Consider the following 12,901-nt stretch of genomic DNA (forward strand, 5'->3'; position numbering starts at 1 on the left):
GCTACAAACAGGGGCTATTGCGGAGGGACAACGACAAACCTCTGTTTAAAGAGGAGTTCTCGGACAGTCTCCCCCATATTGTTTGAAGGCTTGGATTAAACATGCTTGTGAATCCTTACCACCTGAAAAACTTACTAATATTTTCATTTTTATGCCATTTCAATTTTTACATATTCATTTTTATTAATCCCGGCACTACCTTTGGGAGAATACACTAATCGGCCTCCATTATCCAATATCTTTTGTACATCTTTCATAGCTTGGTATGCTTGGGTATAGTCTTTGTATTCTTGGTGGCCTATTGGATATTTGCAATATCTTCTACCACCGTCAGGCATGATGCTGATACCGAATACTGTTTCATAAGTTTTTCGGTTGAAATTCTGTTGAGTCCTTACTTTCATTTTTTTTGATACATTTTCCCAGTTTAAGTATAAATACACATTCGTTATCCGGTGCTCCCCAATTGGTGTTACCAACTCCGATGGTTATAGATTCAAGTTCAAAAAGCATTGTCCGTTTGGTGTAGCCAAAACGGAAGCGAACATGAGTGTATTCTTTGGGGTGAAAGCCGTTTCCACGTGTAATACAAGAAAAACAAATAGCTTTCTTACAATAGAAACCAGTCTTTTCATAGGAATTGCGACCTCCACATTTTGCTAATCTTCCGATCCAGTATTTCTTGATCTCTCTGTATTCTTCTTTCTTATTTCCGGATTCGATCATTTCATACCATTTTGCTTTTAATGGCAGGTCAAGGATTTTCATATTAACCATAGTCTAAAAGAGTTGCGGATTCTGTTTGTCGTGAAGGATTTTTTGAACACGTTCAATTTCTTCATCTACTTCACGCTCAATTTGTTTACTTATTCGTAAATCTATCTGTCTCTTATTTTTTAAATATTCTTTTTGGCAACGGCGCATTTCCACCACTTTGTCGAAAAAATCTTTTGGAGTCATAGATTTAAAAGGTATGGAAAAGGCCGCTTTGATGCGGCCTCCCCAGTGTGATTACTTTTTTCCAATCAGAAAGTCTTTCCACAATTCTTTGAATTGTTCTCCAAAGTAAATTGCGATTTCACTTGATTTTACAGCAAGGCGAGAGCCGAGATTCGCATACGAGTACGACCAATCGTTATACGAGTCCGCAGAAGCGAGGCCGCAAGACGCACCGTCATACGCACCACCGCCCCAAAGAACCAGCCGATTACGATCCTCTTCGTCCATTTCATCAATTTCTTTTTGATTATAAAGATAAAACCACGGCGTATAACGGTATTCATCTTTAGTAAATCGTGGAAAATCAGGATCGTTGTTTAACGCACGGGCAATAGTGCATAGTTTGATGTAGGCGAGGTGTGCAATATCAGCCACTTCTTCTTTGTGTCCGTCTTCATCTTCAACAAGTAGGCGAACAATGGGTTTTACACCTATTGCTTCACAAGCATCTTCGTAGGTTTTAATATTGTGATAATCTGTATAATCCGGCTTTTGCTTTCCGAATAGGGCTGTTAGAATACTAATTGCTTTAGGACAGTCGTTTGCTTCACTAAAAGCGGCTGTTACCTTTTCTTGTGTGATTTTAAGTTCTGACATAATGTAAATTATTTATTGTTAATACTATATCCGAATAATGCAAAATCTCCCCGGCACGGATCATCCGGGAAAATTGTTTTCATGTAATTGGTTACTTGTTGAACCATTTTCCAGTCCTCTGTTTTGCGTGTTGTTATCCCAAGCTGATGTGCCATTTTTGCAACATGCGCATCCAATGGTATGTATAATTCTGTTGGATGAATAATAGTCCAAATACCTAAATCCACCGGCGATTTTCGTACTACCCACCGTAGAAACAGACAAATACGCTTGCATGGAGAATCACGCTCCAATTTTGGAATACCTTTTACGCCACCAAAATCTGTTTGTATTTCACGGATAACATTGTTGTAACCCTCATAAAATACTTCCAAATCATCCCATTCCTGATATATGTTGTACAACCGCTGGCAAATGCAGAAGAAGTCATGGTAGGTGAACATACGGTAGAAGGTATTTGTATTTTCTTTGTATTGTTCCCATACTTTGTTCATAATGAAGTCATAAGGAGAATTACCCATTAGATTATCCAAAATTTCTGCTTGCTGCATTATCAGTTTGCGATTCCCGAAAGCTATCCATGAAGTAAGAAAGGCACTGATTTCTATGTCCTTTTTATCACTGTACTTATGTGGGAAGAATATAGGATCATCTTTTATAAAATCAGGTGTTTCAAATTGTTTTGCCCAGTCAAGTAGTTTGTTTCTTAGTTCTTCCATAATATTCTTCTTTCCATTTTTTGAAAGCGGCTTCTTTATCATTTGATTTCATCCTTTGTATGAATGATTGATGGGATTCCAATAATTCTTTGGCCTCTTCATCTCCATTTTCCGATCTTTCAGTTAGATGTTTGATATATTCTCCGTAGAACATTCCAGTGCTGTTATTATTTTGTTCATGGGCTTCATTAATTGAAAGAGAAGAAACAATTTCATCACGCTGTACATCGTATTCATTTAACCAGCCGAGAATGATATTACCGTCCAGTCTATCGTAAATCTTACCGGAAGCCATAGCATTACGGAAACACAATTTGATTTCCTCCAATTTGAGATAATAGAATCTGTCTATTATTAGATCAGCGGTAAGTGCCACTTGAACATCATTCATCGTTTTTCCGACATTGAAAAAAGACACAAGCTCGTTAATCGCAATTACCAGTATGGCTCTTGCGCCAGCCAATGTGATTTCTTTTCTTATAACGGAGAGTGGTAGGTTAGGAGTGTTGAGAACAGCTTCTTTAATCGAACTTACGTGCAATCCCTTGTAATACTCCGCTTGCAAGGTCAGCAAGTCTTTCAACGCTTTCTTTTCGGTTGCCGGGAGATTGCTGTTGACTTGAATTAAGTTGTTTCCCATACTTGTTAAAATCATTATTAGACCATCTGACTAAACGTTTGGAAACTTCAAATGTACGTTCCTTCTCAAAGCGCATTTTCCGTCCTCCGCATTCAGTCCAATACTCGAAAAAGTCCTTCAACATATCATCAGGATATTTCCCTCTGTACATGAGGACTTCACTTCTGAATTTGTCTTTCCTTGCAGAAAGAGAATCTTTATTCATATTCATCTTATGGCCTAATCCGGCCATGAATGCTTGTTCCAATGTTGCATCAGGATGATCCCGACACCACTGGGTTGCTAATTCTTCTGATTTCATTTGATTTATAATTTAGATAACCAATATTTCCATACTCGTGAGGCTACATGCGCCATCATAACGGGTGGTACACTCATTCCACAGATATAATGTGGGGATTGGTTGCAAAAGTTATAGTCGATGGGGAAAGTAGAGACTTTACAGATTTCAGATGTACTTAGATATAAAGGCTGTGTAAAGTGTATCAAATCATCATGCTTGGAAGTTATCGTATTGCAGATGCGATCTTCAAGTGTATATTTCTTTGAGAAGAATAACTCTTTACCGTATAGCCGCATACATGTATCAGACATGTCTTTATCAGTAATTTCTCTATGTTCCCAAACATATCGAATTTTTGTACCATTTTTAATTTCTTTCCCCTTAAAGTCTGTTATTTCTTTCATCAAAATGGGTATTTCATTGAACTTCATACAAATATGTGGCTCAACATTGAAGAGGTCTGAAACTTTTAGAAAATGAACTCCCAAATCATGCCTGATACATATAAAGAATACACGTTCTCTTTTTTGAGGTACTCCCATTTTAGAAGCATCAAGAAGAAAATGCTGACAATAATAACCAGCTTCCTCAAAGTCTTTGTATATACGTCTGACATAATCAATCGCATTCCCTAAAAGAAGTCCTTTCACATTTTCAGCAATAACGACTTTAGGTTTTAAGCGTTTGGCAAGTGCAATAAAATCAAAAAAGAGCGTGTCTAAAACTTGTGTCTTTTGACCTTCCTTGAATTTCTTTTCTTTACCCCACGCATCTTCACGTAATCCCGACATGCTAAATGTACTGCAAGGTGGTGATCCGTCCAATATATCTAAATTGTACAATTCTTCGGGAAGATAATTCCTTTTCACTAAATCACGAATATCTTCCAAATAACTATACTGGGGATGATGGTTTGTTTCATAGCATTTCATCATTCGTGGATCAATCTCATTACAGCCAATAACATCGTAACCGGCTATTTTGTAACCCATAGTAGAGCCACCGCCACATGCAAAACAAGAAAATACCTTTCCTTTATCTTTAGTAAAAACAGCATCTTCTAAAGACCAGCGATAAGGATAGAGATGTTGGGGGGGGTAATTACATCTTTCATCATTCCACCTCCCATAATTCAGCTACTCTTTTGAATTCTTCATCAGCTGGAACCGGGCAATCTTTGATCCATTTCATATCTTTTACTTTCCATAACGAAAGGTCTGTGTTATCAGGAATATGCTTTTTAATATCAGGAAAAAGATTGAGTCGAAGAGATTTACTTTCCATAAGTTCATCTTTGTAGTCCAACAAAAAATTATTGGCCTCCAATAAACTATGAACATCATTAACAGAATGTGGAGTGTAAACAACTCCATCGAAGTATCTGATATAATTGGGGAGCATATCAGCCAGTGCCGTATATAGAAATAATTTTCCTTTATTGCCATAGGCCAATTTTTGAACGGTTTTGATACTTTCAGCCAAATTTGCCAGTTTTTCAGGAAACAAAAGTGGTTCTCCACCAGTTATCATGATCTCTTTGTAATTAAAGTGCTCAACAACTGGTAATTTTGAAAAATCCCATGAGTTGTTGCAACACATAGGACATTTGTTCGGACATTTGGTTGTAACCAATAGACGTAACTTTTCCATTTATAATGATATTGTTTGGGTGTATTTCAATTCTCCGGTATATCCACGTGCTTTCAATTCTGCGATAAGTTCCCGTGGAGAAAATTTTGCCAATTCAGGATTGGAATATATTTTCTTCAAATTCCCCCCCGGAGTTTTCTTACGGTTTCTGGCATAAACATTACCGCACTCTTTACAATATGTCTGCAATCCATCTTCGGTTGAAGCATTTTTCCAAAACTCACTGACCGGAAGTTCCCGGCTACATTTGCTACATTTTTTTAATTTTTCCATTATTCCTTTTCTTTAATTCTACCATATTCACATATTAGTAAGGCATCCGAAGTTGCCAATGTAACTTTTGCATACGGGAACAGCTGTTGGGCTTTCTTCTTTAAGATGTTTTTCCATTCTGTCTTACCCAATTTGTCTGTATTTCGTAATCCTATAGTTTTTTGCCAAGTTTGTGGAGATACTGTTACTGTCGGAATCCCACAAGCTATCAATCCCATAGTCAGCTGTCCGTAACCTTCTCCAAAAACAAAAGAGGCAGAAGCACTTTGTCCGGTCATGCCATTCACTCGTTCCAAATAACAAACGCTATTTTCTTTGTATATGGAGAGAAAATCTAATAAGTCTTTGGGAGTTGGTGGCATTTTGATACACTCCAATAATTTGTTATTCTCGGTGTCGTACACTACAATTCCACCGTTTTTGCCAACATCTATACCTATGATCCTTCGTTTCATAAATTATACTTTTTTGTTTATAAATCTTTTGAGCTTAATTACATCTTTCTTTCCAAGCCTTAGTGCTTCACTGGTCTTGATGTCAGAAGGTGAAGCTTTACAATTCTCGGTTATCCTTTCAAAATGTCGGATAAAGGATTTTAGGAAATAGTCGGGGATTTCAACTTTCATAATGATTGATTTATGTGGATAAGCCCGGACTCGAACCGGGAACTGTTGCAATCAGGATTTTCGTTTCTGCTTCCGTTTGTACGTATGTCAAGTGTTAATAGCATATTACCTGACTCGTGATGCTATTCGTGCATTTTTACCACAGAAACTAAGCGTCTTCCGATTTCGCCACTTATCCGTTTGCCTCTACAATAGAGGCATTTTACATGAACAAAAAGACTCTTTGTAGTATCTACCGCCGTGGAGCGTATGCAGCGTACTCGACTCGACTTGCAAAGAGAAGAAAAAAGGTGAGGCATGATAGTTCCCGGATAGGCGGTCAAGCCACACCGGGAGAAGCTGATTATTAATCGGGTTGATAATTATTATTTTAGGAATTTAGCAAAAGTCTTGATTGAGCCTTCATTATTACTTTTTAAAGAGGCCAATTCTGTATTTTTAGAAGTTAGTGTAGAAATAACAGATTTATTCTTTTCGATTTCTGCATCAATATCACTATTAAGTGTTTCCAAATCGGCTTTTGCTTGTGCAAATTGAGACAATATCGTATCTCTTCTTTGTTGAAATGTCAGCATATTATTTTGTCATTTTTAAAAATTCAGGAGCAATGCCATATAGAGGTGTCTTCCCGTCCCACTTGTCTATAAATTGTTTATATAAAATCTCACGGGTGAGTCCACGGGACGCAATTAAAGCTTGTTCTGTTTTTAGTTGCTCCAGTTCGTTTTGCTTCTTTTGTTCTTCAATCTTCTGATCAAGTACCGAAATATTAGTGTTTACCTCGTTACGGCTATCTATTTTATCGCGGACAGCTCTTGAAAATTCCAATTGTGCGGAGAAGGTCAACAACTGCAATCCCCGTTTCTCAAATTCTTTATCAACGATCTGTTCCAGTCTCTTTTCAAATACCAATGAACCACCGTCAGCCATCAGACTGTCTGTTTTATGTTTGCGACTTTCTTCTTTGATAAGATCATATATACGTGGCTCCAAAATATTATCTTCTAATGATTGCATAAAGCCATCTTTTCCCGATGGGGTGTCAGCCTTATCAATATGCTTGTTATCAAATACAATATCAATAGCCCTGTTTTTCATTACTTTATAAGAGTAAGTTGGCCGGGCTGTAAACTCTGTATTGTCGGCTGCTTTTAGTGTGACTGGATCAGAAAATTCTCCACGCTGATCGAATAGCGGAACTTGAAAAAGCTCTGTGCCTAATTCCCATGTAGATACCTTACCGGCAACGATTTTAAAATCTTCTTTCCCTTGTTTGCCGTAGTTCTCCATAAGGACACCGGCATAATTGGGAGCAACTCTTTCGCATGAAGCAAACAAAACAACGGCAAATAGTGCCACAATCAAAAAATCAATCTTTCTTTTCATTTTCTACTTTTTTTAATGATATTATAAACTATAAATGCTACTGTCAGCATAATTATTGAAATTCCCAACCACGCATTTATGTGATTGAATACGCGGTTGCCAATGAAGAAAGCCGATACGACAAGTACCGGCTTCCAGTATTTCTTTACAGTCTTCATTGTTATTGTTCGATAATGGCAATATCCGGTGCCAATTTACGGATCAACAATAATTGCTCGTCAATGGCCTTGTTGCGTTCTTCTTCCACTATCACTTCTGCACCAGGGGAGCAAAGGGATAATCGAATGTTACGCCCATCCACATCTGCAATGATTTCCACTTCAATTTCTTCTGCCGGGCGACCTTTGAAAATCGGAACAATAAGATTGAATGAGGCCGGAAGATTGGAGTTGACAACTTGGCTGTAATTGTCAGTGCGACTACCGTTGTCTTGTCGGGAGTTTTCCACTTTTGAGTCAATGCTGGCTTTGAAGTTCTTCAAGACTGTTACCAGTTCCATGTTGTATTGTGCATCCTTGAAGAAGGCACGATTCATTTTGAAGAACTTTGAAAGCTGCACCGGTTCCCATGTCTTGCTTGTGTTAATACCAAATTCAAGAAACTTGGGATAGTATTTCAACTCACCTCTTACAGTAGCTTTATTCCTACTGTCAGTTTCATTGGTGACAAGTTTAAGTGTCATTTTCTCCCGATCAACAAGAATATAGCAACGTTTCTGATTGATCTGCTCTTTTTCAGAGATTCTTTTCAAGAGAAATTCATGAACACTTCCAATTGTTCCGGCTAATTCTACCTTATCAGGCTCCAGTACCGGTAACTCATTTTCTTCGTGAAGTTCAATAACTCTAAGGGTTGCTTCGGTCATACCCGGAGCAAAGTTCACTTGCATCTTTTCGTTTCCCATGCTGTTCTACAAATTTTTAGTTCTGTTTTTAAATGATTTGGCTGGTTTGAAGTGTGGAGTATAATGCTCCGCTATGACAATAGTCTCGTTTTTGTGTATGTTACGAGCAACTTTTCGTTTATAGTGTTTGGGTGACAGTGTACCAAAACCTCTGATATAAAGAGTTCTTCCATTAGCTACTGCATCCACGGTTTCCTTCAATGCTGCTTCTATAACTGTTCGGACTTCGCAAATAGCAATACCGGTTGATTCGGCTACTTGCTTGATAAGTTCTTCTTTTCTCATGGCTTATCCCTCCGTACCAGTAGATTCAATGTCCTCGAAGACCGTTTTTTGCATCTCTTGTGCCTCCATCGGACGTTCTTTAACCAAATCGCCATTACCATTGTAATATCCGGTGGTACGGGTGCTACGATCCATAAACTTAAAGCATTCATCCGTAATTTCCTCATAACCACGTTTTATATCGGTAAGCAACGTTTTTTTACGTTCCTTTTTAGGTTTCAGTTTGTCCTTGTATGCTTGCATGAAAGCTTTCTTTTCTTCTTCCAGTGCGGCCATGTCAAGGTCAATATTTGCCAACTCCGTTTTCCGTTCACCCATTTCTTCCTCGCTGAAAGGAGAAGTATAGGTAATTCTTTCAACTGCTGCGCAATTGTCTTCCAACATTTGTCTGCGAAGCAATGGATTCTTATCTTTAAATAGTTCTTTATCCATATCATAAAGGTTTTAAGCCATATCGGGCAGAACCGACAAATGGCTGTGGGTTAGTCCTTATGTTTGCTTTGTGTATATCATCTGTACGATGATTGAATAATCGGGGTAATCCCGTTATTTTGTCATATACAACCAGTTCAGACGATACATAACAAATAAAGCCTTTCAGTCGCTCTTTCAACCATGCGTTCTGATAGGCTCTGCGTTCACGATATTCTTGGTAGCTCATTCCCTTTGGGCGAGCTGTGAGAAGGGGAGTGTAATTTCTCGCCCCCCCGATTTAGATTTACTCTTTCCCATCAATCAAATTTTTATATTGTTCTTCTGAAACGAACTTGTCGCAGTTCCCATACCAAGTACCATCATTTATCTTGTATGGCCTGACTGTTTTATCCATTTCATTCATAACACCGACTACCGCATTTTCTTTGCTATTATCATCCCATACAATAACAACATCGCCGACAGTCGGGATATATTCAGGCTGTAACTTCTCAAAATTGAAGGAGTAATGTTTTTCTTCCTTCATGGCGGCAAGCATCTTTGCCTTTTCCTCTTCCGTAGCTTTACGGAATCCCTTCATGCCTCCGATACCAGCTTCGGGTGTGAGTCTTACAAAAACTCTGTCACCTTCATCATTGGAAGGAACATAGGCGACAAGGCCGAAAGGTACTTTAATTGCCGGTAAAAAAGAGAGTGGCCTTTCTTCTCTAATTTCAGAGAGAATCATCATGCTGCCCCCTCCGCGATTCGGATTGATAATTACGTCACCGGGGATGAATGTCTCACCCTCAAATTCAAATTTACCCCCCCGTAACTTTTTGAGTAGGTTGCATACTTTCTTCTTTCACGATTTTTACCATGTGTCCTTCGGGCACTTCAACTGTTACTGTTCTCATTTTAATTTGATTTTAAACTGGTTATTGTATTCTATGTATTTTTCCGGGCAGGTTGTTTCTATAATTCCGTTCATTGTAGGAATACGAAACAACTTGCCGGATTTATGAAGCTCTTTTTCAAGCTGTTTTGCTTTATGTAAAGCAGCCAAAGAACGTGTTTCATTTTCGATCAGTTCTTTAGCCGCTGTGATACTGTTACTAATTTTTTCACATGAATCCATTACTTGACTTCTTCTGCGTATGGAGTATCGTCTTCCTCAAAATCGTCCGGTTTCTGACCTTGTGCCTTTTTCCAGTCTTCAAACATTTCATCATCCAACTGGCTCTCTGTTTCAAGAACTTTAATCATGGAATCTGAAATGCCGGTTTTGGGCAGGAATTTGAAAGCCCAGTTCACGATTGTTTTTCGAGCCATTTCTTCAAAGTCTGTGTCCCACGGGGATTGCTTGCCTTTCTTGACAGCCTCACTACGACTTTTTATTTCTTCAATACGTGCTTTGGGCATTGCATCGAATTTTACAACACCGGAAGTCAAGACTGCAAAATAGTAGCCTCCAAGAAGATCACCACGTTCTCCGAATACATTGGGTTTGTGGATGATAGTGCCACCGGTACCTTTTGTCATGCTGAACTCGTCATTAGCATAAACCAAATCAGAATAAATATCTTTTACAACACCGGTGCGGATCAAAATATCAACTTTACCCATGTATGAAGCTTGGAACTTCACTTTGCCTTTGTACGGTACAAGATACCCCAACCTTAGTTCAGGATTGAGCGTCAGACCGGTAAGAGAAACGTTTTTGATTGCTTCGACAAGATGATCGGGATATTGCCGGGCACAGTCAATCAAATAAGGATTATTCAACATTGCCTGCATAGCGAAATTGACTTCACGGGCAAATTGCTGTTCTGTGCCACCAGCTGCTATAAATGCCTTTTTAGGGGAGATAAAACAGCTTTCCAATCCTTTCAGTTGTACTGGAAAGGCTGGTGGGGCAGAAGGAACGGGCGGTTGTGGTGTGGAAGGTGTTGGGGAGACCGGTTCTGTTTTTGTTGGTGAAGGAGCATTGTGTTGTTCCATTCCCAAGTTCCCTTGTTGGGGGGATTGATTCTCTGTTTTACTCATTGTTCTTGATTATTATAAAAGTTAAACATCTTGTTCTTTTCAAATGCAGGTGTGTCCGGCACCATTATTCTTCGTCCTTTGAATCCCGGCTGAATAAATATCTGTGCACCGTCAAAATCATTGTTTTGTGTACAGTAAACATGCTGGTCTAACAATTTCTTGAATGCCAATGCGCTTGCCCCCATTTTCACAATTCCGTCTTCCAAATGGAAAGCCCAGTTAGCTGCACTGACAAATACTGCGTCATAGGGAGCTGTCTTTTGTTGCATAACCCAGTAGAACTCCTTCCATACTCCAGTACGTTCATGTTCAAAAAACTGGTAGAAGGCTGCCGAAATACCGTAATGAAATTTGGCGATAGTCCGGTTAACTGTTTCTTCATGAAGATCATCAACCGCCAATGTTTTCCAGTCAACAATTTTTTTGGCCGTTTCCACATCAGGGCGATATTTGAACTTGCATCCTTCGTATTCAACGAAATGGCTAACTTCGGCTTTTCCCCATTTTAATATCTGCCTAATCTGTTTGGAGGTGTCCCGGCAATTATTAAGAAGCTCATAAACCATTGTTTCAACCAATTGTATATCGGTTGTGCTTGTCAATGTTTTACCGGGATTTGATTCTTTGGCCTCTATTAGTGCAATCTGATATTTTTGGGTGTCTCGTCCATACGGACAGCCGGTTTTAGGATTTATAGGTGGCTCAAATACAAGAAGATTGTTTCTCCATTTGTCAAGTGTTCCAGTATTAACAAGACTTTCCATTGCATCATGGTACAGCGAGCCTTTTTCAGAAGCTTCAATACTGATCTCGAACATTTCAGGGTGCAATGCCTTGTATCGGGCAAACTTTGGGGACACCATATAATCTTTAATCTGCGTACTACTTAGGAAATCTTTGAATCTTTCTCCACGGTGGTATTCTTCATTTGGCAGATTGTAAATTGTATCTTCTATATTACTCATATAATGAATTTGGAGTTTTACAAAAAACTCCCTACTTTCGCAAGCAAGGAGCCAATAACTAACTAAAAAACTTATTCATCACTTGTGGATAGTAATTCTTTGTAATTCTGTAATATGTATTCTTTTTCTTTATCTGTAAAAGAATAGGCTTTAGCCATAAACTTCATTGCCATATCCTCATTGTGATCGGAAAGGGGATAATAGTCAGTAGCGAATTTGTAAGTAAGCCTATTCAATCGCTCATACTTAACTTTGACCTCTTTAACCCGTCCGCTTATTTCCGAGATAATACCGGACGCTTCTTGCATCTTTTCGTCATATTCTTTTTGGTCTTTCGCTGCTTGTTCTTTCATAACCTTGTTCTGTGCGGCAAAGTTTGAAATCTTTTCGTATAGTTCACTTGAATACACAAAGCCACAGTTAACCTCAAAGTCTGGCTTGATAGAGTAATTGTATTTATCTTTCTTGACGAGATATTTGTAGTCGCTTCCGAGTTTGTTCCAATCGTATTCAACTTTGCGAAGGGTTTTCGCATTACGTAATGCTTCTGCTACCGCATTCGCTTCTTCCATGTCTGTAAAAGCGTAACCTTCAAAGAATGGGATCGTGAACACTTTCAAATCAGCAGGTTCAATCTCAAACAATTCGGGAACCTCCGGCTTATCCATAATTTTGATACCTTCCTCCATCATGCGGAGTTTAATCAATTTCTGTACATCTTCCTCCGTTAACGCAAGAATCTCTTGCTCGGTCATTTCTGTAATTCCTTTCATACTTTTAGCATTTAAAATGTGTTCCCGTCCGCGTTCCGATGGATTGTTGGCCGTAGCTTTTTAGCGGTGACCGCTTCTTGCGAAGCACGGGTATATATATCATTTAAAGTATCTATTCAATTAAGAATGTATTTATAAACGCCCTACGTTTACTTTGTCATAATATAAGTTGTTTTTGATAACTTAGTGATTCGTGTGCTGCATCTTCTTATTGGCAGTCTGTATTCACACTCTTTTCACTAATCCGCTTTGGCTACTTTGTCGGTCTATTTCGCCCTTTAGATAAGCAGTAAACCTTGTTTTAAGTCTTTATTTGTTCAGACTATACAATATGTCAAAGA

Annotated in this window: 23 protein-coding genes; 1 reads left to right on the forward strand and 22 read right to left on the reverse strand. The window is 38.7% G+C overall.

The window, feature by feature from the left end; all coding sequences use genetic code 11:
• Nucleotides 1-149 precede the first annotated feature (149 nt).
• From NSB03_RS13600 to NSB03_RS13650, 11 genes are all read right to left on the reverse strand, one after another.
• The gene (locus tag NSB03_RS13600; RefSeq protein ID WP_005794336.1) at nt 150-404 is read right to left on the reverse strand and encodes a hypothetical protein; all 255 of its coding nucleotides are present in this window, start codon (nt 402-404) and stop codon (nt 150-152) included.
• The gene (locus NSB03_RS13605) at nt 361-726 is read right to left on the reverse strand and encodes a hypothetical protein (RefSeq protein ID WP_005794334.1); all 366 of its coding nucleotides are present in this window, start codon (nt 724-726) and stop codon (nt 361-363) included. The genes NSB03_RS13600 and NSB03_RS13605 overlap by 44 nt, the downstream gene beginning before the upstream one ends.
• A 54-nt stretch (nt 727-780) precedes the next feature.
• Nucleotides 781-960: a hypothetical protein gene (locus NSB03_RS13610; protein ID WP_005794333.1), complete on the reverse strand. Its 180-nt coding sequence runs from the start codon at nt 958-960 to the stop codon at nt 781-783.
• A gap of 51 nt (nt 961-1,011) precedes the next feature.
• Nucleotides 1,012-1,596 (reverse strand): hypothetical protein, encoded by a 585-nt coding sequence (locus NSB03_RS13615; protein ID WP_024987685.1) that lies wholly within the window; start codon nt 1,594-1,596, stop codon nt 1,012-1,014.
• A gap of 8 nt (nt 1,597-1,604) precedes the next feature.
• Nucleotides 1,605-2,315, reverse strand: a complete 711-nt coding sequence (locus NSB03_RS13620; protein WP_005794329.1) for a TIGR02757 family protein — start codon at nt 2,313-2,315, stop codon at nt 1,605-1,607.
• The gene (locus NSB03_RS13625; RefSeq protein ID WP_005794327.1) at nt 2,287-2,955 is read right to left on the reverse strand and encodes a hypothetical protein; all 669 of its coding nucleotides are present in this window, start codon (nt 2,953-2,955) and stop codon (nt 2,287-2,289) included. The genes NSB03_RS13620 and NSB03_RS13625 overlap by 29 nt, the downstream gene beginning before the upstream one ends.
• Nucleotides 2,837-3,256 (reverse strand): hypothetical protein, encoded by a 420-nt coding sequence (locus NSB03_RS13630; protein WP_007846640.1) that lies wholly within the window; start codon nt 3,254-3,256, stop codon nt 2,837-2,839. The genes NSB03_RS13625 and NSB03_RS13630 overlap by 119 nt, the downstream gene beginning before the upstream one ends.
• Nucleotides 3,257-3,261: 5 nt before the next feature.
• Nucleotides 3,262-4,230, reverse strand: coding sequence for a DNA cytosine methyltransferase (locus NSB03_RS13635; RefSeq protein ID WP_032581969.1), 969 nt, complete (start codon nt 4,228-4,230; stop codon nt 3,262-3,264).
• A 121-nt stretch (nt 4,231-4,351) separates the two neighbouring features.
• A complete protein-coding gene (locus tag NSB03_RS13640; protein ID WP_008775804.1) occupies nt 4,352-4,888 on the reverse strand; it encodes a hypothetical protein in 537 nt (178 codons plus the stop codon).
• Nucleotides 4,889-5,161: a hypothetical protein gene (locus NSB03_RS13645; RefSeq protein WP_024987684.1), complete on the reverse strand. Its 273-nt coding sequence runs from the start codon at nt 5,159-5,161 to the stop codon at nt 4,889-4,891.
• Nucleotides 5,161-5,616 (reverse strand): RuvC family protein, encoded by a 456-nt coding sequence (locus NSB03_RS13650; protein WP_005794319.1) that lies wholly within the window; start codon nt 5,614-5,616, stop codon nt 5,161-5,163. The genes NSB03_RS13645 and NSB03_RS13650 overlap by 1 nt, the downstream gene beginning before the upstream one ends.
• Nucleotides 5,617-5,993: 377 nt before the next feature.
• Here NSB03_RS13650 and NSB03_RS13655 point away from each other — a divergent pair, with 377 nt between their 5' ends.
• Complete coding sequence (locus NSB03_RS13655; RefSeq protein ID WP_155520064.1) at nt 5,994-6,137, forward strand: hypothetical protein; 144 nt, start codon at nt 5,994-5,996, stop codon at nt 6,135-6,137.
• 15 nt (nt 6,138-6,152) lie between these two features.
• On the opposite strand, the gene NSB03_RS13660 is transcribed toward NSB03_RS13655, so the two are convergent.
• The 11 genes from NSB03_RS13660 to NSB03_RS13710 form a co-directional block, all read right to left on the reverse strand.
• Nucleotides 6,153-6,362, reverse strand: coding sequence for a hypothetical protein (locus NSB03_RS13660; protein ID WP_004326707.1), 210 nt, complete (start codon nt 6,360-6,362; stop codon nt 6,153-6,155).
• A gap of 1 nt (nt 6,363) precedes the next feature.
• On the reverse strand, nt 6,364-7,173 hold the full coding sequence (locus tag NSB03_RS13665) for an SPFH domain-containing protein (RefSeq protein ID WP_004326706.1): 810 nt from the start codon (nt 7,171-7,173) through the stop codon (nt 6,364-6,366).
• 160 nt (nt 7,174-7,333) lie between these two features.
• Nucleotides 7,334-8,077 carry a hypothetical protein gene (locus NSB03_RS13670; protein WP_009132286.1) on the reverse strand — a complete coding sequence of 248 codons (744 nt, stop codon included), beginning with the start codon at nt 8,075-8,077 and terminating at the stop codon, nt 7,334-7,336.
• A gap of 6 nt (nt 8,078-8,083) precedes the next feature.
• Nucleotides 8,084-8,362: an HU family DNA-binding protein gene (locus NSB03_RS13675; protein ID WP_004326704.1), complete on the reverse strand. Its 279-nt coding sequence runs from the start codon at nt 8,360-8,362 to the stop codon at nt 8,084-8,086.
• 3 nt (nt 8,363-8,365) lie between these two features.
• Complete coding sequence (locus NSB03_RS13680; protein WP_008673371.1) at nt 8,366-8,794, reverse strand: hypothetical protein; 429 nt, start codon at nt 8,792-8,794, stop codon at nt 8,366-8,368.
• Nucleotide 8,795: 1 nt separating this feature from the next.
• Nucleotides 8,796-9,023: a hypothetical protein gene (locus tag NSB03_RS13685; RefSeq protein WP_117928592.1), complete on the reverse strand. Its 228-nt coding sequence runs from the start codon at nt 9,021-9,023 to the stop codon at nt 8,796-8,798.
• Between the two features lie 57 nt (nt 9,024-9,080).
• Nucleotides 9,081-9,527: a hypothetical protein gene (locus NSB03_RS13690; RefSeq protein ID WP_227086125.1), complete on the reverse strand. Its 447-nt coding sequence runs from the start codon at nt 9,525-9,527 to the stop codon at nt 9,081-9,083.
• A gap of 162 nt (nt 9,528-9,689) precedes the next feature.
• Nucleotides 9,690-9,914, reverse strand: a complete 225-nt coding sequence (locus tag NSB03_RS13695) for a hypothetical protein (RefSeq protein ID WP_004326701.1) — start codon at nt 9,912-9,914, stop codon at nt 9,690-9,692.
• On the reverse strand, nt 9,914-10,822 hold the full coding sequence (locus NSB03_RS13700; protein ID WP_004326700.1) for a recombinase RecT: 909 nt from the start codon (nt 10,820-10,822) through the stop codon (nt 9,914-9,916). Before NSB03_RS13700 ends, NSB03_RS13695 begins: the two co-directional genes overlap by 1 nt.
• Entirely contained in the window at nt 10,819-11,787 is a 969-nt protein-coding gene (locus NSB03_RS13705; protein WP_032581971.1) for a PD-(D/E)XK nuclease-like domain-containing protein, read from the reverse strand. Before NSB03_RS13705 ends, NSB03_RS13700 begins: the two co-directional genes overlap by 4 nt.
• A 71-nt stretch (nt 11,788-11,858) precedes the next feature.
• Nucleotides 11,859-12,560, reverse strand: coding sequence for a hypothetical protein (locus tag NSB03_RS13710; RefSeq protein ID WP_009132292.1), 702 nt, complete (start codon nt 12,558-12,560; stop codon nt 11,859-11,861).
• Nucleotides 12,561-12,901: the final 341 nt, after the last annotated feature.

It is taken from the genome of Bacteroides acidifaciens (assembly GCF_024623065.1).
GTDB lineage: Bacteria > Bacteroidota > Bacteroidia > Bacteroidales > Bacteroidaceae > Bacteroides > Bacteroides acidifaciens.